General features: G+C 45.7%; 15 protein-coding genes. 5 read left to right on the top strand and 10 right to left on the bottom strand.

Going from position 1 to position 18,867, the window contains the following annotated elements; translation table 11 throughout:
- The first annotated feature begins 208 nt into the window (after positions 1 to 208).
- Both KAI36_RS24020 and KAI36_RS24025 read left to right on the top strand, forming a co-directional pair.
- On the top strand, positions 209 to 1,036 hold the full coding sequence (locus KAI36_RS24020; protein ID WP_013312221.1) for a flagellar motor protein: 828 nt from the start codon (positions 209 to 211) through the stop codon (positions 1,034 to 1,036).
- Positions 1,020 to 1,835, top strand: coding sequence for a flagellar motor protein MotB (locus tag KAI36_RS24025; protein ID WP_013312222.1), 816 nt, complete (start codon positions 1,020 to 1,022; stop codon positions 1,833 to 1,835). Before KAI36_RS24020 ends, KAI36_RS24025 begins: the two co-directional genes overlap by 17 nt.
- 235 nt (positions 1,836 to 2,070) lie before the next feature.
- On the opposite strand, the gene KAI36_RS24030 is transcribed toward KAI36_RS24025, so the two are convergent.
- Together KAI36_RS24030 and KAI36_RS24035 are read right to left on the bottom strand one after the other, a co-directional pair.
- Positions 2,071 to 2,298 carry an aspartyl-phosphate phosphatase Spo0E family protein gene (locus KAI36_RS24030; protein ID WP_025718278.1) on the bottom strand — a complete coding sequence of 76 codons (228 nt, stop codon included), beginning with the start codon at positions 2,296 to 2,298 and terminating at the stop codon, positions 2,071 to 2,073.
- Between the two features lie 205 nt (positions 2,299 to 2,503).
- Positions 2,504 to 3,913, bottom strand: a complete 1,410-nt coding sequence (locus KAI36_RS24035; protein WP_220026195.1) for a DNA-binding protein — start codon at positions 3,911 to 3,913, stop codon at positions 2,504 to 2,506.
- A 256-nt stretch (positions 3,914 to 4,169) separates the two neighbouring features.
- Between KAI36_RS24035 and KAI36_RS24040 the strand changes: the two genes are divergently transcribed.
- Positions 4,170 to 4,553 (top strand): helix-turn-helix domain-containing protein, encoded by a 384-nt coding sequence (locus tag KAI36_RS24040; RefSeq protein ID WP_220026196.1) that lies wholly within the window; start codon positions 4,170 to 4,172, stop codon positions 4,551 to 4,553.
- Positions 4,554 to 4,760: 207 nt separating this feature from the next.
- Complete coding sequence (locus KAI36_RS27760; RefSeq protein ID WP_258297603.1) at positions 4,761 to 5,081, top strand: DDE-type integrase/transposase/recombinase; 321 nt, start codon at positions 4,761 to 4,763, stop codon at positions 5,079 to 5,081.
- A gap of 193 nt (positions 5,082 to 5,274) precedes the next feature.
- Here KAI36_RS27760 and KAI36_RS24045 read toward each other — a convergent pair whose 3' ends face one another.
- From KAI36_RS24045 to ftsE, 8 genes are all read right to left on the bottom strand, one after another.
- Positions 5,275 to 9,339, bottom strand: a complete 4,065-nt coding sequence (locus tag KAI36_RS24045; RefSeq protein ID WP_220026197.1) for a glycosyl hydrolase — start codon at positions 9,337 to 9,339, stop codon at positions 5,275 to 5,277.
- Between the two features lie 304 nt (positions 9,340 to 9,643).
- Positions 9,644 to 10,027 carry a hypothetical protein gene (locus KAI36_RS24050; RefSeq protein ID WP_220026198.1) on the bottom strand — a complete coding sequence of 128 codons (384 nt, stop codon included), beginning with the start codon at positions 10,025 to 10,027 and terminating at the stop codon, positions 9,644 to 9,646.
- A 273-nt stretch (positions 10,028 to 10,300) separates the two neighbouring features.
- The gene (locus tag KAI36_RS24055; RefSeq protein WP_071643247.1) at positions 10,301 to 10,858 is read right to left on the bottom strand and encodes a class I SAM-dependent methyltransferase; all 558 of its coding nucleotides are present in this window, start codon (positions 10,856 to 10,858) and stop codon (positions 10,301 to 10,303) included.
- Between the two features lie 177 nt (positions 10,859 to 11,035).
- Positions 11,036 to 12,352 carry a PDZ domain-containing protein gene (locus tag KAI36_RS24060; RefSeq protein WP_220026199.1) on the bottom strand — a complete coding sequence of 439 codons (1,317 nt, stop codon included), beginning with the start codon at positions 12,350 to 12,352 and terminating at the stop codon, positions 11,036 to 11,038.
- 164 nt (positions 12,353 to 12,516) lie between these two features.
- Entirely contained in the window at positions 12,517 to 13,983 is a 1,467-nt protein-coding gene (locus tag KAI36_RS24065; RefSeq protein ID WP_220026200.1) for a S41 family peptidase, read from the bottom strand.
- Positions 13,984 to 14,189: 206 nt separating this feature from the next.
- Positions 14,190 to 15,473 carry a M23 family metallopeptidase gene (locus KAI36_RS24070; RefSeq protein ID WP_023990619.1) on the bottom strand — a complete coding sequence of 428 codons (1,284 nt, stop codon included), beginning with the start codon at positions 15,471 to 15,473 and terminating at the stop codon, positions 14,190 to 14,192.
- Between the two features lie 86 nt (positions 15,474 to 15,559).
- Positions 15,560 to 16,477: a permease-like cell division protein FtsX gene (ftsX, locus tag KAI36_RS24075; RefSeq protein WP_013312238.1), complete on the bottom strand. Its 918-nt coding sequence runs from the start codon at positions 16,475 to 16,477 to the stop codon at positions 15,560 to 15,562.
- Complete coding sequence (gene ftsE / locus KAI36_RS24080; protein ID WP_023990620.1) at positions 16,467 to 17,153, bottom strand: cell division ATP-binding protein FtsE; 687 nt, start codon at positions 17,151 to 17,153, stop codon at positions 16,467 to 16,469. The genes ftsX and ftsE overlap by 11 nt, the downstream gene beginning before the upstream one ends.
- Before the next feature lie 224 nt (positions 17,154 to 17,377).
- On the opposite strand from ftsE, the gene KAI36_RS24085 reads away from it, so the two are divergent.
- Complete coding sequence (locus KAI36_RS24085; RefSeq protein ID WP_220026201.1) at positions 17,378 to 18,796, top strand: VanW family protein; 1,419 nt, start codon at positions 17,378 to 17,380, stop codon at positions 18,794 to 18,796.
- The last annotated feature ends 71 nt before the right edge of the window (positions 18,797 to 18,867 follow it).

Genomic DNA, 18,867 nt, shown 5'->3' on the forward strand with positions numbered 1-18,867 from the left:
TGCCCTGCATCACCCTTATCGTCTAAAATGGAAACATCATGATTTTACACCAGTCGAGCTTTAACGTCTTTACCTGTAACTCTATGTCGATATTTCCCGAGCAATGATACTTGGGAAATATGGTTGGATAAGAATGTTTGTTCCCGTATTATACCTCTTTCTTACCGTGGATGCAAACGATAAGTCTTGAATAGGAGTGAATTAAATTTTGGATATCACCATCGTATTGGGCATCATCGCAGGAATCATTGCATTAATCGGTGGCTTCTTATGGGAAGGCGGCGAATTTACAGGGCTGCTTCAAGGTACATCGGCTCTAATTGTATTTGGGGGAACTTTTGCCGCAGTTGTGATCAGCTACCCAGCTTCCAAGCTGAAGACGATCCCCACCGCTCTACGGATGGCATTTAGCCGTGAGGACAATCCTACGAAGCAATATATAGAAGATTTGGTTTCCATGGCGGCCACCTCACGCCGATCCGGTGTGCTTGCGCTAGAGCGTACTTCATCAGAGCATCCGAATGCATTTTTGCGTGAAGGTCTTCAGTTGGTCATCGACGGCACCGAGCAGGAGCAGATCAAACAGATTTTAGAGCTTGAGTTAGATGCCATTGAACACAAACATGAAGGGTACGCCAAAATATTTGAATCCGCAGGCGGTTATGCCCCTACGATGGGAATTATCGGTACTGTCATGGGCCTGATCCATGTACTGGGCAGCCTGACCGAGCCTACTGCGCTTGGTCCGTCCATTGCTGTTGCTTTTATCGCAACACTATACGGCGTCGCTAGTGCCAATCTGATCTTCCTGCCCATCGCGTCCAAAATAAGAGCAGCCAGTGAGAGTGAAATTATCACAATGGATTTGCTGCTGCAAGGAATTCTGGCTATCCAAAACGGAGAGAATCCAAAGCTTGTACGCAAAAAGTTGGAGTTCTTTATCCGCTCAGAGCAAAATATAGATCGCAAACCGCCTCGTCGCTCACGCACAGAGGACGCTTCTCCAAAGGAGGACTTCCATGAGAGCGCGCGGTAAGCGCCGTGGGGGTCAAGGAGGCGGCGGAGACCATCGTGACCGCTGGATGATTACCTATGCCGATCTGATCACCCTGCTGCTCATATTTTTCGTTGTGATGTATGCCATGAGTAGTCTGGATGCTAAAAAATACGATGTCGTTGTTCAATCCCTCCAGGATACGTTCCACAAAGGAGATTCTATTTTGGAGCAAGGCTCGGGCATTACAGGTACTGCCGATCGTTACACCAGCAAGAATCCACCCACGACCAAGCAACCGGCAGCCGATAAAAAGGAAGCTGGATCGACTAAGCTCACCGAACGTGAACAAGCATTTCGCACGCAGGAAAAAGAGCTGCAAAATTTAATGGGTGTCATTCAAGAATATATTACGGACAACAAACTGGAAAACCAGATTTTTGTGTCAGATCAGCCGCGTGGTATTGTCATTACGCTAAATGACCGCTTTTTATTCGATCAAGGTAGAGCTGCACTCAAGCAAGGCTCTGCCAACACGCTATCCAAGTTGGCCAGTCTGTTTCGAGATTTGAAAACACCGATTAGCATTGAGGGCCATACGGACAACATTCCGTTCACGCGCTCCTCGAACTCATCGACGTATAAGGACAACTGGGAGCTTTCCGGCGCACGGGCACTGTCCGTACTCCGATTCTTTCTCGACAGAGAGCAACTTTCACCCTCAGGATTTCAGTATGCGGGTTATGCAGATACCCGGCCGGTTGGTGACAATAGCACCGAAGCTGGACGACAAAAAAACCGCCGTGTCGAAATCACCGTACTACGCCAGCTTCAACAGTAAAACCCAAAAACCTCCTGAGTCACGCAATAACGTGAATCGGGAGGTTTTTTTGATACATATTCATCATTAATACATGGCTTCCGCTCTGATGTAGACGCAGAACAATAAACCGTACGAACAACGTGTATAAGAGCGGCGTACGAGATGCATAGAGCTTATTTTGTTTATTCTATATCCCACTATGTATTAGAAGCCCTGGTGAAGTTAGGTTTTATCTTGTCATGATACTTGAAGATTAATAAGATAGGACAAGCTCGTGTTGCTTCTCTTGTATTTGTGAACTTTGGGGTATGCTCTGTTGTCTATGATAGCTATATTTCCAGTCGCTGTATTTATTAAGGAGTCGATCCAACTCCATGGACTTGATTAACACCCGCCGATCCTTCAATCCCACCTCATTCGCCAAATCATTTAATTCCTTCCGCTTTTCTTCGATGCATTCCTCCAATTGTTTCCATTTCACATCAATAAACCTCCTGTTCGGTGTGGTATTTACATTAGTTTACAAGCTGATACCTTCCCTACAGGTTAAAAATATAATAAAACCCAATTCATCCCTTTAACGGGATGAATCAAAAAACCAGCCTTACTGAGGCTGGTTTTTTGATAACTATTAAGCTCCAGTTCCATGTCCAAAAACAGTAATAGTATGGGACAATTCAAAGAAACTAAAAAGCCCTATAATTAGCATGTATTTCAGGTTTTTTACTTGCATTGATTAAAACCTCCTCCATGATACTTTCATATTCTGCTTTTTGGTCTTTCGTGGCCTCAAGTCTGAATCTTTCGAACAAAGCTGTACAGACCATACACTTTTCTTTGTTATTGATTTCCAGATATTTTCTTAAGCTTTTTAAAATATAATAAACACCTTTCTCATGGAAAAGGTTATTAAACATATATATGGCCAGTTGGTAACACAAATCAGCATAAGTGTCATAACTAAATGATTGCTTATAGTAACTCGTACCAACAGATAATTCAGTATTAAAGGACGTAAGTTCGTTAGAAAACTGCTGTAAAATATGTTCTATCAAAAAATCATACTTGTTAGCCGACTCTACTATCGTTAATAACCCCAATAAAATTTCGGGAGGGTTGCTTTTAAGAAATTGAATATACATTGGCAAACTACTTGTATCACCCATAAGAATATTCAAGTTAAGTTGATTAGCATTTGCCCAAAGTGTGAACCTTTGCACTTCTTGCTGCCCAATTTCCCCTAAATCTTCAAACCAACTCAAATCGGCATAGCCAGAAATAAACTGCATGGCCTCTTCATATTTCCCTTGTTTTTCCAAAGCATTTCCCTTCGTCAAGTAACCTTGACCATAGTAGACAACTAAATGTCTCTCAGTTTTCAATGTAGAATTCTTTTTATTAGTTTCTCTACTTTTACATACAATAGTTGCAAGCGCTCTTAATTCATCTGCATAACGCTCTGCTTCTTTCCAATGATGCAAGTTGTAATAAAGATTTGACAGTTTAAGCAGACCATCTAAATGATAATCTAAGGGTACCCGATTTCTAAAGGGTACGAATCTTAGTGCAGCTTCCAAATTTATCTTCATATGTTCACTAACAGATATTGAAAAAATTCTATAGTGACTGATAGCCAACCTCTCGGAATGTTGGTATTTCTCATTTTCAATGACACATTCATAGAAAGGAATTGCCTCTTTTAACTTCCCTTCTTCATAAAGCTCCTCTGCCAAAGCAAAGATTGTTGGAATGTGGTTAAGATCTTCCATTAAGCGTGAGAGCACTTTCTCCACGCATCGCAGATTTCCTACTTCAACACAACGAATCAGGAACGGCTTGACCCTTTTCCAATGTGGTCTTCCATCATAAAAACATTCATCCACATACAGGTCATACAACCAGCCTTCTGGATAATTAAACGCTTTGGTAATCAGGTCCATTTGTCTTACCGAGATAGGTTTAGGCGGATTGCCGTTAAGCATAGCACTAAAGATGCCCCGGTTAAGCCCCGTAGCTTGTCCAAAACTATTAAAAGTGTAGCCACCAAGTTTTAGTTCTTTTTCAATTTCCGAACGGATCGTGGTTGCATTTTCCAATAAAAACACCCCCGGCGTATTCAGATGATTTAAAAAAATCACCCTCCTCGACAATCAATTACAATATACTAGAAATTATATGAATAAATTGGATGACGGTCAACCCCTTTTCTACACTGATTTATTATATTATGGAATTTGATGTTTATTAAAATAGTTCTTACAAGAACTAAATATTGAATAATTAAGGCAATTTAATTACCTCCACGCTTAATCCAGCTTTGTCTACACTCTTACTATAGGAGTGTGGGTGTCTATGGAAACAACGAAACTATTAGGAACGAAAATCCGTCAATTTCGAAAATTGCGGGGTATTACACAAGAACAGTTAGCAGAAGCATCCGATTCAACAGGTTCCTATATCGGCAAGTTGGAGCGCGGTGAGGTCAATGTGCAGATCAAGACATTGGAGAAAATAGCAGAGGCACTAGACACAAACGTATTCGCATTTTTTGACTATAATCCATATGAAGAACTCAAAAGCCAGCCCTGGATTTGGGAATGCATTCATATACTTTCCCAGCAGAATGAAGCAGGGCAAAATAAAGCTTATCGCATATTGAAGGAACTGTTCACCTCTTCAGAGGGCGAGCTTTTAGACAAAAAATCAGATAAGTCGGATGAACATGGGAAATTTTAATTTGTCCCCGTTTGCTATGTACTTAAAGTAAAATCCCTACTTGGGACTGGGGGGATTGACCCCATAACGTGGGATACATCAAAACACTTTCAAGAGAATGTAACCCTGTCGTAAGCTTAGGAGGTAACCTTGGAGGTGTTTTTGCGTTGACAACTGGAGTGAGTTACCCCTTAGAAATAAAGATGAAAGCGGCAATTTTATGCAGAGATGCCCCTATGTAAGCTCGTCACGTGCATCATTTATTTACCTTCTGGCGGTAAAATCCTGTACTTCTCCAGTACCCTAAAACTGTACACTGGGGAAATTGCAGCTTACGGTATAGCGGACAAGCAAGATACTTCCTTTGTTTTGGTTACACTGAATCAACTTCCAGAACGAGCAAGTATTCCGTTCCACAGCGATCAAGACAGCGCATATACATCTCAGGTATACCCAGCTGTAGGAAAGGGAAAAGGCATTACCATGAGCATGTCCCGTAAAGGAGCGCCCACTGATCATCCCCCCATATCTCGAGAATCTCATGTGTAAAACGACTGCCAATCGTTGTATAGACCGTTCGAGGTTATATCACTTTCTGTAACTCAATTGGGATTCAAGCGAAACTAAATAACCAGTCACTGGTGGGTTTCCAGCGACTGGCTGCTCGCTACAACTGCTCTACGCACCGCGTTCCTTCTCCACACTTGTAAGAGATGCTCTCGCGGATTTCGTAAAATCCTCCTTAATTAGCTGTCGGTTCGGTTCCCCAAACAAGTACGCCATTATGATACAACGTAGCTTTCGTATGATCGGCATATGAAGTTTGCGTGCCTTTATACGAGTAATCGTCACTTTCATTATAGTTCGACCAGTCTGTTTTATGAATACGGGTTTGAATTTCGCCCGTGCTTCCTCCAGAGGCTAACACGCCTGCATCCGAGTTGAAGCTGACTTCCAAATAATAATCAGCACCGGTTGCAGCTTTATCCATTTTAACCAGCTTACCATTCAGCTTCGAGCAGCTCAGCGTCGCATAGTCGCAGTTGAATGTCTGCGCGCGGTCGCCGTCGATCGTGTAGTAGTAGCGAATTTTCAACTCGTTGATCGGTACAGATGCTGTGCCTTTGTTTACAATTTGGAAATGCGGGTTCAAGTGATTGTCGTTCACATTTGTATTCGCTGTGCGATACTGGAGCACCAGTCCCGTTGTTGGCTGCTGAGTATCCGCCTTCGGCGCTGCGCTAGCCGTGTTCGAAACCGTTTGACCTGCATCATTCTTCGCTACGACTTGGTAATAGTACATCGTGTCTGCTGTTACGGCTGTGTCGGTGTAGCTGCTTCCGTATACATCGCTCGCTACTGTGGCGAACGCGCCGTTTTCAGCCGTCGAACGCTTCACTTCATAGCTTGCTGCATTCGCTGATGCTGTCCAGCTCAGCTTTACTTTCGCCGTTTCGCCCGCTGCGTTCAGCGTGAAGCTGCCCGGTACTGATGGCTGCTCGGTAATGCCATACGTTTTTAAGTTAGTCGGGAGTTTTTCAAGCGTAATGACGTTCGGATGATTATACACTTTTTTCAGATGCTCAAGACTGTTTTGTTTGCCGTCTCTCAAGAAATCCCCATACCATGTAGCGAACCAGCTCCAATGGGCTTGATACGCCTTCATCAGGTCAGGATCCGGGATAGGTCCGTTTTCGCTCATGGCAACTAACTTTTTGTCCTTGCCTAATGTAACAAGGTCTTCATATTTTGCAATTTGCGGGCTGTAGTCGCCTGCTTGCGGATAAGAGTCGAAGCTCAAAATATCCACATACTCATCTCCCGGATACCAGTCGGGAGCAACAGAGTTCCAGACCCAGATCAGATTGTTCAATTTGTGCACTTTAGTCAAACGGTCATGCATTAAAATATACAATTTTTTAACAGGCTCAGGGCCTTTGGCGCCCCACCAGAACCATTTGCCCTCCGCTTCGTGCAAAGGACGGAACAGGACTGGAACTTTCGCATCCTGCAACTTCTTCAATTGCCCTGCAATCACATCGATGTCGCGAATAAGCAATTTATAATCTTCGGACTCTGGATGATTCATCGCAAATTCTATATCGAATGTAGTCGAATCGGCATAGAAGCCTCTCCACCATTCTTTTCCCTGCGTATCGATCAGACCTTTCGGCGCGTTCCAGTGCCATGCAAAGGTAACGATGCCCCCTTGCTTATCCCATTCAATCGCCTTTTCCGTCTCTGTGGAACTAAGACCGTGTTCTGCTCTGCTTGGCGAATAGTCGATTAGGTCAAGCGCTGCAATAGCCGGCTTTTTACCTACATTTGCTTGAAGCCAATCAATTTCGGGCATATCCTCTTGACCGGAGAGCATATTCTTGCCGTATTGATCAACCAGGTAGTTCATCAATGCTTTTGCTTCTACCGTCGCATTCGGATTGATGAGCGTTTTGGTTACCGCATGCGGTGGACGGTCAGCAGCTGGCTCCAGCTTGACATAGTCGATATCATACCAGCCCCAGCCTGTTTCAAAACCGATCGTATTCGCCCCTGCATTCAACAGAACCTTACCACCGGAAGTTTCTTTAAAATCAGCCGTTTTCCAAAGTACTAGCTCGCCAGACGCTTTCCCGTTTAAAGAGAAATTCGTGCGTTTGTCATCATAAGGAGAACGGTAGCCGATTGTAAGATTGTACAAGCCTGCCGCCTCTGCCTGAATCGTCATCGTCAGGGAATCCCCTGCATTGTGGAAATTAGTTACATAACCAGTACCGGAGAAGCCGGTCCCGCTGGATTCCACAATGGTTCCCTTCAGCGTGCCATCTTCGGCTTCATAGCGATCCTGTCCGTCTACAGGCGTTCGCGGAACCGCTTTCAAAACATTGGATTCGCTCGTTCCCGCCTTTGTTTTTGCGGTTATTTTATAATAATAAGAAGTGCCGTTCGTTACGTTAGTATCCGTATAAGACGTTTCGACCAAGTTGGATGCTACAGCAGCAAAAGGACCGTTTTCATATGTTGCCCGCTGTACACTGTAACTTACAACTTCGCTGGAAGCGTCCCAGGATAAATCGACTTTCCCATCGCCAGCCTCAGCCCTCAGCTCAAAGCTTTCAGGACCTTCCACAGGTGGCACAGACGTATCATTGCCAGCAGTCAACACGATGTGATAAGCCGTCAAAGGCGGTACTGTATAGGTAAAGCGGTTGCCTGAAATTTGCGTGATTGGCGCTGCTTCCTTAATTTGCGAGCTATTTTTGTCGAAGCCCCATACTTTACCGGAACCGTAAGTCGTCTCGCCGGAAAGATCAAATTGGGCGTCGAATGCACTGTCCATGCTTTTATTCATGACAACGAGGTGCAGTTCTTTGTAGGATGCATCCGTTACGGAAGCATGCACCGAGCTATTAACAATATCCGACGTTTGCGCATGAACGCTGATATCACCGAAAGTAGAGCTTTTTCCGTCATAATTGCGGTAAAGCTTGTAAGCGGCACTAACGTAGTTGTTGGCACCCTCCTTTAACTTCCAGTAGTTTGCCATATAAACGTCGTTTTTGCCCAAGATGCCCAGCACATCAGTCATAGCGATACCGCCGGAAATATCATTTTCGCCACCATAGCTATACTCAGTCAAAGCCAGCTTGGTTCCTGGGTAATACTTATCCACCGACTGCTTTAATCGAGGCAGTATAGGCAAGAATTCGCTGTTCCATTGAGCAATCCAGCTATCTTCCTTGTAGGTCGGATCCCACAAAGTACGAGGCGCTTGCATTCTGGCTTTCTTCGTTTCGTCGTTGCCTACCTCATTTGTAATTCGTATGCCTCCGCCCATCGCTTCAGGATACCAGTGTACATCGAAGACATCCAGCAATCTCTTGCCTTCTGCTTGCGAGCTGAGACGCATTTGATCCAGGTAATAGTCCACGAACCAGCTGTAGTTGCCTTTTACAGAGTTCCAATCAGGTGCAGTTTGAAGATCTTTATAGGCGCCAAAACCGTAAAGAACGGGTCCAAAAATTTCCGCACCCGCGTCAACTGCTTTAACAGCTTTGGATAAACTTACCGACCGGTCTACCAACTCTTTCGCTCCAACCTTTTCACCATGAATGCGCGGATGCGTATGCGACCAGAGAGCGGGTTCATTGTCGAGCGAGTATCCTTTCACACCTGTTTTTGTTGAAGCAGAGCCATACTTTTTCACTAAAAGGTTGACGAATTCATCCGCATAAACCTGATTGTCTTTCAGATCAGGCTGCAATTGAAACGGCGCATTTTTAGCGTTTACGACCTCATTCCACCGAGCGGAAGGAGCCTTTTCGCTTTCCTGCACACTTCCGTTTCCATCCTTGGCCACATAACCGGCCATCGGCAGTGTGACTAAAGAATATGTGCCCTGCTTCAGCGATTGATCGTGAAACGAGGTTGCCACCGCACCTGGCTTTTCACATTCGGCTTTTGTCAATCCGGCGTTGTCGCATAAATAGCTATCGCTGGACTGCATCCAGTCGCTTCCTGCATTGGACATATTGTTTTCCCAGTTATATCCGGTCATTCGATTGCCACCAAGTCGTCTGGCAGTCAGATTCTCATCGCCTGCCAACTCCTGATTCGTACCGTAAATATAAGGGCTAATAGGCTTACGATCCTTGGATGTATCGACTTTAATGGTAACAGTCTTTGCCGTTTGACCGTGAACTACAGTTGGAGTCGGTAGAGCACCCCCTACTATAATCGTGCATGCCATGACGACAGGCAGCCATTTGGAACGTTTGGACCAAATAGTACTACTATTTTTTGCCTTCATGCCGCTTTCCTCCCTTCAATTTAAAAAGAGCGGCACCCATACGAATGCCCCTCCTTGAGGCTTTAAGGCCCCTTCCCTGTCCCCAAACGAGCTTATCGTTCCGTTGCAGCATCATATCCGTGCTTGAAGTGTTCCAGCCGAAAACAACACCCTCTTTCTTTGAAACTGGATTTATAATATTACCTTAACACAAAGGTATATTGACATTTTTAACTATTGTTTTAATTTGCTAGTATTAATTTCTTAAATAACCATATAGTTTGAGGTATCCCACTAGCTCTTGCTCATCCACAACTCGTCTTCCCTAGCGCACTTTATGCTTTTGAATAAGCTTATAATAGATGCGTGCAGGCTCTGACTCTCCAGTGGATAAAATGTATTCTGCCAAAGGTGCGCACAGTTTTTGGAGATAGAAGGAGTATAGCAGCTCGGCCGTGTCAAAATGAAATTTCAACACTTGCTTCATCAAGCCTTCGAATTTGGAGTAATCCAGTTCTTCCGGGGTAATATCAAACGGGTACTCAGGAAAGGTTTTTTTCTGAATTTCAACAAACTGCTCCCTAAGCTTCGGTTGATTGCCTGAACGGGCAGCCGAGAAATTCATCATAAAAAAAGATACAAAATCCGTTTCACGGTCACTTAACTCATAGTACTCACACCAACGCATGAATATCAGCGGTTTTACCATATATAAATCTCCTTTAACAAAAGTTCAGATTTATCATGAATCTTACAAAAATCTAGCAGGTTCCATCTTATGTAATATATAGGTTAAGCCCCATTTTAAAATATGATTCCTTAAATGAATTTTGCTTTTTAACATATCCCCTTCTTATATATCCATAAAAGTGCACAACAAAAAAAGACCGTTTCAGCATCTCAATGACGCTGACCAAGTCTTCTCATAATCATCCGTATAATCGCATTCGTATTTATTCTAATCTTCTACATAGCTGCAAGGTTACAGGCTGCAAGTGAACACATAAGCGGGCGGGACATTGTAGTTTACCTTTTTAATCTGAATGTCAGCAAAAAAGGTGCGGAAAAAATTGTGTTTGACCTTGCTGTACTGGAACGTAATAAATTTGCCTTCCTGGCCCAAAACCTCAGCCGTTTGTCCCAAAATGAGGCTGGATAATGCAGCGGGCAAGCTGGTGAAAGGGAGCCCTGACACGATATAATCCACTTTTGGGACCTCATACTGTCGTATATACTGAGCTACATGCTCAGCCGATCCATGAATGATGTGTACCTTCTCCAAGTGTCCGTACTTGCTTTGTAGTGTTTTGTAAAACGATTCATTAGCTTCAATCACTAAAAGTAGCGTTTCTGGACGCTTGTTCAAAATCAGCTCTTGCGTAAACACACCGGTCCCTGCACCATATTCAATAATGCACGATGCTTTGTCAAAGTAAATCGGTGTGGCAATTTGTTTGGCCAACTGTCTTGAGCTGGGTATAACAGCGCCTACGCTACGTGGATGCCTGATGTACTCTCGAATAAAGTGAATCGCGTTCATCTTTTCCTCTCCCTGCTTGACACACATGATAGGCATTCGGTTCATCAATGCTTCTTATTACATATTCATTGTATACCGATCAGAATATTGATTTCAAGCAGGCTACTGTCGGCATATAAAAAGAGCGTAGCCTTATTCGACTCTAATCAAATAATGACTACCCTCTTGTTGTAACATCTATTTGTTCATGGTATCCAACTGTGTACCCTCTGCCTGCGATGCCTGTCCAGCTTTACGTCGTCGTGCGCCTATATGCATGGCAACAATCCGATAGATGGAGGCCGGCTGTATGGATACGGCCCAGCTCGCGTCTGCATCCGGTGCAAGCACGACCCCTAGCTGGTGATGATCGCCATCGTACATGCCTCGCTGCACAAACTTGCTCTCGCCTTGCAGATTGCGTACCTCCAGCTTGCAAAAAGCAGAGTTGATCCGCAAGGCCTGGTGTAGCTCGGCACGGGTATTCACAACAACTCCATTCACGCGATAAATGGCCTCGCCCGGCAGTATGCCCATGGCTGTCGCTGGACTGTCTGGCAGCACAGCGAGAACACGCATCCCTTGCTCCGGATGGACAAACATCGGGCTAAGACGACTTTCCTCTATATTACCATACCAGATCAGCGCCTCATGAGCCAGAAAGGAGAATAACGCTGCTAACAATATCAGCGGACTCCACCATGCAGCCAGCAAGCTCAGCAGAAGTAAAGCCACACTGTACAGGAGCAAACGGTTCGAAGTAAGTACCGCCTTCTGTCGTGGTAGCTGGCCTAGCGTCACGCTGCTGAAGCCCATCAGGACTGGCAAGGCTGCTAGCATATACCCGGCTCCGGCATCGCCACCGAACAAAGGTGTCCAGGGAAGCGTGAATCCTCCCTGAGTCGGTACCAACAACAACAACGGAATGGGCCAGAGGTCTTCCATACGATAACCGCCAACCAATCTTCCCCGTTTGCCCTCGACAAACAGCGGAGTGGCAGCTTTCCCCCCTTGCCAGCGAACCAACAGCGCCTCAGCCACATGCAGCACGGCGACCAACACCAACAGTGCTGGGATATCCAATCCGCGGATGGCTGCTACTGATGTTCCGAGCGCTCCTCCAGGTTGCCAGCCACTGGCCACGTTTAGGAAAAATTGAACCACACCTAGCAGACCTACCGAATAAGCGAGACACAGGTAACGGACGCGTACCAGCATGAGCAGTAATGTCGCTACCCACAGGCACACGATGGAAGCCGAGTTCAGATGCACACTGACGAACATTCCCAGAGCAGATAGCGCCATTCCAGCAAGCAAACCACTCCATACGACACGCCAGGTCTCTGCAGCCCAGCTATGCATTTTGGTATGAAATAGCTTGCGCTCCAGCAGCATTTGCCGACGATAACCAAGTGCGACAATGAGTATCGAGATATAATAAAACGGCTGCAAAAGCAGATACAAGCAAGCATTCAAGACGCTCCATCCCCATTGTAATGCCCATTCCAAGTCCATTCACACTCCTTATGCCCCTGGCCCGCTGTATAGCGGATCACGTACATTTCATATCCATTTATTCTATATGAAATTGCCAACGTAGGGAAGACAAACCGACAGACTGCAAATAAATCCCAATATAAAAGGAGGCTGTTTCCAGCCCCCTTGTTGTAGCCTCACTATTATTTCGCTACGCTTGTCTTCATTTCCTTCCGAATCTCTTCAATCCCCTGCTTGAGTTGATTATCATTTTTCGGATCACGAATTTTCTCAATCAGCTTGGCTTCCATCGCCGCTGCTGTCTTCGCATCAATGATGCCGCTAGCCGTCAGCTTCGCTTGTTTTTGGAAATCAATAACAGAGCTTTCCGTTACTTTGTCAAAATAGCCATCCTTGCGACCTGGTTTGTAACCCAAGCCTTGCAGAATGATTTGTGCATTTTTCACATCACTGCTATTCATATTGTATTTCAAGGACTTTTCCTTGTTCAATGGTGCTGCTGTAAAGTACTCAGGCTGTTCCACCGCAATATTCGGCTTAATCCCTTTTTTATGAATCCACGTACCATTTGGCGTTAACCATTTGGCAATCGTGATTTTGAGCAGGCTACCGTCACCCATTTGCTTGTCATAGCTGGTTTGTACAGTACCTTTACCAAAGGAATTTTCCCCGATCAACACAGCACCTGCTGATTGCTGGAGAGCACCTGCCAGAATTTCGGACGCACTTGCGCTACCTTTATTCATTAGCAAAGTCACAGGGTAATTTTTGCGTGAACCTTTGGATTTCTCTTCTTCACGCTTCTGATTCTTGTCTTCCACTTGTACAATCGTTTTGCCGGAAGGTACAAATTGCTGCGCAATCTCAATGACGACGGAAAGCACGCCGCCCGGGTTATTACGCACGTCAATGACGAGCCCTTTTAGCCCTTGTTTTTCGAGTTTCGCTAATTCTTCCTTGAAACGTTCTGCTGTATTCAAGGAGAACTGGGTGATCGTGATGACGCCTACACCGTCACTTTCCATATGAGCCGTTACAGTTTCCATATCAATGTTGTCACGGGTAATCGTATATTCGAGCGGATCAGGAGAGCCACTGCGCTGAATTTTGACTTTCGCCTGACTGCCTTTAGGTCCACGGATTTTGGAAACGGCCTTGTTTAGATCCAATCCGTCCAGTGTTTCACCATTAACAGACAAAATAATATCCTTAGAGCGTAACCCTGCCTTCTCTGCCGGGGAGCCTTTAATTGGCGTGACTACAACTACTTTCCCGTTTTCGGCCGCTACTTCGGCTCCGATACCGGTAAAAGAACCTTCAATGGATTGCTCGAACTGTTGTGCAGTTTCTTTACCCATATAAGAGGAGTACGGGTCGCCGAGCGACTCCATCATACCATTGATGGCGCCATCCACCAGCTTGGTACGATCCACATCCTGATAATATTGTCCCTGAATCAGATCCATCGCCGTCTCAATTTTGCGGATATCACTTCTGGAGGTAGAACTGCTACCTGTCACACTCGCCAGCAGTCCTTCGCCCAGAGCGCTGTTCCCTACTGTAGTCGTTCCAGTATAGGCAAAAGTGAGCAGACTGCCGCCAAGCAGCCCGATCACCATCAAGAGTATCGCTGTACTTTTTTTCAACATCTAATCGTCCACCGCCTTCTCATTATCTTGTATCCTATTGCCTTACAACGCATATCCATCCACGAAGTATACGTCTAGCTTGTACGGAATATGTTAATTGTATCCTACTCCGTGTCTCAATGCACATGTTCTTCATCGGATATTAACCATTACAGCAAAGCCCTATCTACAACCGTAATGGCTATAAATAGGGCTTACCTTATCTACTATAAATAGTTCATCGGATTTACAGGTTTGTTATTTTCTCGCACCTCAAAATGACAGTGAGGTCCTGTGGAATTGCCCGTCGAACCAACTTCTGCAATTTTTTGACCACGTTTCACAGTCTGCCCGGTATGAACCACCGTACCGCCATTGCGAATGTGTCCGTATAGGGTCCATAGCCCGTCTCCATGGTCAATCACAACCGTATTTCCATAGCCACTCCACCATTCGGCAACAATGACAACACCATCTTCGGCTGCATGAATATCGGTTCCCTGAGGAGCCGCCATATCAACACCTGTGTGGCCTTTAAGCTTACCGGTAATCGGATGTACCCGCATGCCAAAAGTAGATGAAAGTCGGTAATGGGATACAGGCGAAGCCAATGTGCCCGTTCCGCCTGTATACGTGCTGGCTGCCGCATGGCTGGAATTCGAGGCGGCACCTGAGGATGAAGATGCATATCGCTTGGCTTCAGCCGCACGTGCAGCCGCTCTAGCGCGTGCTGCTTTGGCAGCCTGCTCCGCTCTAAGCTTGTTCTTCTCCTGCACCAGACCCACACGTTTGTTAGCAAGTGCTACCAGCATGTCATTTTGCTCTTCGCTGATTTCATCTGACTCAGCAATATCATGATCGTAATTGGAAATCAGTCTTTGCTTCTCTTTTTCCTTCGAATTCAGTTCTGCTTTGGCGTCCTGCTTGAGCGCATACAGCTTCTTGGCATTTTTATATTCCGTGTCCAGCTGTTTCTTCTTGCTTACGACCAGTGCCTTGTCCTTTTTATGCTCGTCCAACAGGATTTGATCCTGCTCCACGATCGTTTTCAGGGAATCTACCCGGCTGAGAAAGTCACTAAAACTGGACGAAGACATAAGCACGTCCATATATGAGACGGTTCCATCCGTATACATCAAGCGCACACGAGTTTCCAGCATTTTTTCCCGTGACTGGATACGATCAATGGCCTCAGCTAAATCTTTTTTGGTCGCACGCAGATTATCTTCCGTTTGATCAATCTGAACCGCAACACGAGTCAGCTGATCACTGACGCTGTTAATCTGAGCAAGCACAATTTTCAGGTTTTGCACGGTTTTATTTTTGTAATGTTGAGCATACTGTTTATCTTGAGCAGCCTTTTCCTGTTGTTGCTTGGCAGATTGGGCCTGCTTTTCCAATTGGTTCAGCTGCGAATTGATTTCACTCATGCTTTTGGCATATCCGTCAGAAGGCTGGATTAGCAATGCGGCTACCAAGGTAGCGGCCAACACAGATCCTGTTTTTTTCAACTTGCACTCCCCATCCTTTATCGCAAAATAACACCGGGCTTCCCCGTTCTAATTGATATCGACCACGACGTCCAGCCAACGCTTCTTTATACTTTTAAGAACTTGCGCATGGACAGGGTACTGCCAACAATTCCGACCAGCATACCCAAAATAATCAGCAATGCACTCAACTGAATCCAAATGCCTTCAAGTGGCATAAGCTTCAACATATTCAGAGCTATATCGCCCTGAACGGCGGTCAGCAAACGCTGATAGCCAGTAAATAAAATACCCACGGTAATAAGGGAACCAATAAGACCAATAAGCGCGCCTTCAATAAAAAACGGCCAGCGTATAAAAAAGTTGGTCGCACCGACCAGCTTCATAATGCCAATCTCTCTGCGTCGTGCCAATATGGTCACGCGAATCGTATTCGAGATGAGGAACATGGACATGATCGCCAGTCCGGCGACGAATATAAAGCCTACATTACGAATGAGCTTCGTAATCGTAAAGAGCGTCTCTACGGTGCCTTTTCCATAACGAACCTTTAAAATCGGTTTCTCTGGATGCAACGTATTCAGCTTCTCAATCTTTTCGGCCACAAATGGAACCGTTGTTGGTTCAATAACCTCTACCACAATTTTGTCCGGGAGTGGATTGCTGTCCTTGTCAAAACCCTCCAGCAGCTCCTTGCCGCTGTCTCCCAAATCTTTGCGCAGCTCCTCCAAACCCTGAGCTTTAGTCACAAAGGTCGTTTTGCTGATTTCCGGCATAGCCGCAATTTCCTTTTGCAGCGTTTCACGCATATTCTGCTCTACATTTAGCTCCAGAAATACGTTAACCTCCACCTGACTATCTGCCTGATCAGCCAGGGAATTGACGTTGAGCACCAGCATGATAAATACGCCCAATATAAGTAATGACACAATAATCGAGGTGACGGATGCCACGGACATCCAGCCATTGCGGAATATGTTTTTGAAACCTTCCCGCACATGACGTAAGAAGGTGTTAAAAGTCATATCCGTACTCCCCTCTTACCTGATCCCTTACGATGTTGCCATTCTCAATGGCAATTACGCGTTTACGCATGGAGTTCACGATGTCCTTATTGTGGGTCGCCATCACAATGGTCGTACCCCGAAAATTAATTTCGTCCAGCAACTGCATGATCTCCCACGATGTTTCGGGGTCCAGATTTCCCGTAGGTTCATCGGCAATGATCACGGAAGGATTGTTTACGATGGCCCGAGCAATCGCTACACGCTGTTGCTCCCCACCGGAAAGCTGGGCAGGCTCACGATTCATTTTTGTTTTCAAGCCAACCAGTTCAAGCACTTCTGGTACCCGTTTGCGAATCAGCTTCTTGGGAGCTTCAATAACTTCCATAGCAAAAGCCACATTCTCATAAGCCGTCAAACGCGGCAAAAGCCGGAAATCCTGAAAAATGACTCCGATGTTACGACGAACGTAGGGAATTTTACGCTGCTTGAGCTTCCCGATATTAAAACCATTGACTGAAATTTGCCCCTTGGTAGGTACTTCTTCTCTATAAATAAGCTTCATAAAAGTCGATTTCCCCGCTCCAGACGGGCCGACTACGTATACAAATTCATTACGGTCAATTCTGACCGATACTCCTTGAAGTGCGTGGGTTCCGTTAGTATAGGTCTTCCACACATCCTGCATTTCAATCACTCGATCACTTCCCGCTGCTTAATCATATTACGCATAACCTAATACCCATTCGACATATTCCATGCATTTCCTTTAAAAACTTCTCTATTTCATCATACCGTTTATCATTGTAACAAATTTGTTACCTAAATAGTACCGAAAGTTTTCTGCTTTTGGCACATATATATGAATATTATGGCACACGAGTACGCTATCAAGCTTATCAGACAGGAGACATCTGCATTATGAAAAAAATTCATTTATCTGTCATTTGGATATGGTCTGGTGTTCTGGCGTTGGCCATGTTGTGGGGGGGACTTCATCTGTACGCCGACAGACAAACGCTGCCGGAGGGAGTGAGGGTCGGAGGAGTCAACGTAGGAAGCATGGATCACACAGCCGCTCTCCGGCTGGTGGATAAAAAGCTGGATGCATTAAAGCAACGCCCACTGCTTCTGACGGACAGTGACAGCAGTGCACAGGATATAAAAATTACACTTGGGGAAGCAGGGATTCGTTATAAAGCGGAGGCATTTCGGAATGCCGTGAAGGCGCTCAGCTCGGAGTATCTATGGACTCGTGTGCAGACACGTTTTAGCTTCGAAAAGGAATGGTCTATCGCATCTTTCCGACAGAAGGAGATATTGAAAGCCCAATTCGGAGCCGATTGGGAGGAACAACGATACGGCATGCCTATCAATGCTGTGCGTCAGATTGACGGGAATGATCAGGTTCGTTATATTCCGGGGCGCTCTGCGCGACGTCTGGATTGGCCCAAACTGGACGCCGCACTGGATAAAGCGCTGCCCAAGGATTTTACCGCTTCTGTGGAGCCGATACGAGTGGAATTACCGTTCCTTCAGCTGGAGCCGAAAATTTCGGTGGACAGCCTGCGTAACGAAGGGATTGAGCGCAAAATCGTCCAGTTCTCCACCAGTCTCGGCAGCAGCTCGGAAGGACGCGTGTATAACGTCAATTCAGCGGCAAGCACCGTTGATGGTTTAATTCTCAAGCCAGGCGACATATTCGACTACGGTCAATTGATTGCCAAGGCTGAGCGCACTCATGGCTTTCGTGAAGCTCCAGTGATCGTGAACGGTCAGTTGGAGTCCGGTATAGGCGGAGGGATTTGTCAGGTATCCAGCACGGTGTATAATGCAGCGCTGCGAGTTGGTTTGGACATTGTTGAGCGCCGCAACCATTCCTTGCCAGTCAGCTACCTACCCAAAGGTCAGGATGCGACTTTTGCTACAGGGTCCATTAATTTTCGTTTTAGAAACAATACAGGCAAGCATTTGTTACTTCGTGCGGCTGTCCAAAACCGAACGCTTACTGTAAAATTTTTTGGTACATTTCCGTCCAATGTTTCGTATGAACTGGAATCCCATACGGTTCGCGTACTTCCCATACCGGAGAAGAGACTCCGTAATGACTCACTTTCCCCCGGCTTCTATCAAGTACTTCGGCAAGGCAAAGAAGGGTATGTGGTTGAAACATTCCGGGTAAAAAAGGTAGACGGAAAAACCGTAGATCGCACCCGAATCAGCCGCGATACGTATCGAGCGCAGCAACGCATTATAGCTAGTTATGGCGGTGGTACATCGTCTGAGCCACAAACACGTGAACCCGAGAAGTCTATTGTCGAGGACGGTATAAGCGAATAAACGAAAAATCCCCCTTCCACTGTCGGCTGGACTTGTTCCAGACAGAGTGAAAGGGGGATTTTAGCTATAAA

The sequence above is a fragment of the Paenibacillus sp. S02 genome, from assembly GCF_019454065.1.
Classification (GTDB): Bacteria; Bacillota; Bacilli; order Paenibacillales; family Paenibacillaceae; genus Paenibacillus; species Paenibacillus polymyxa_B.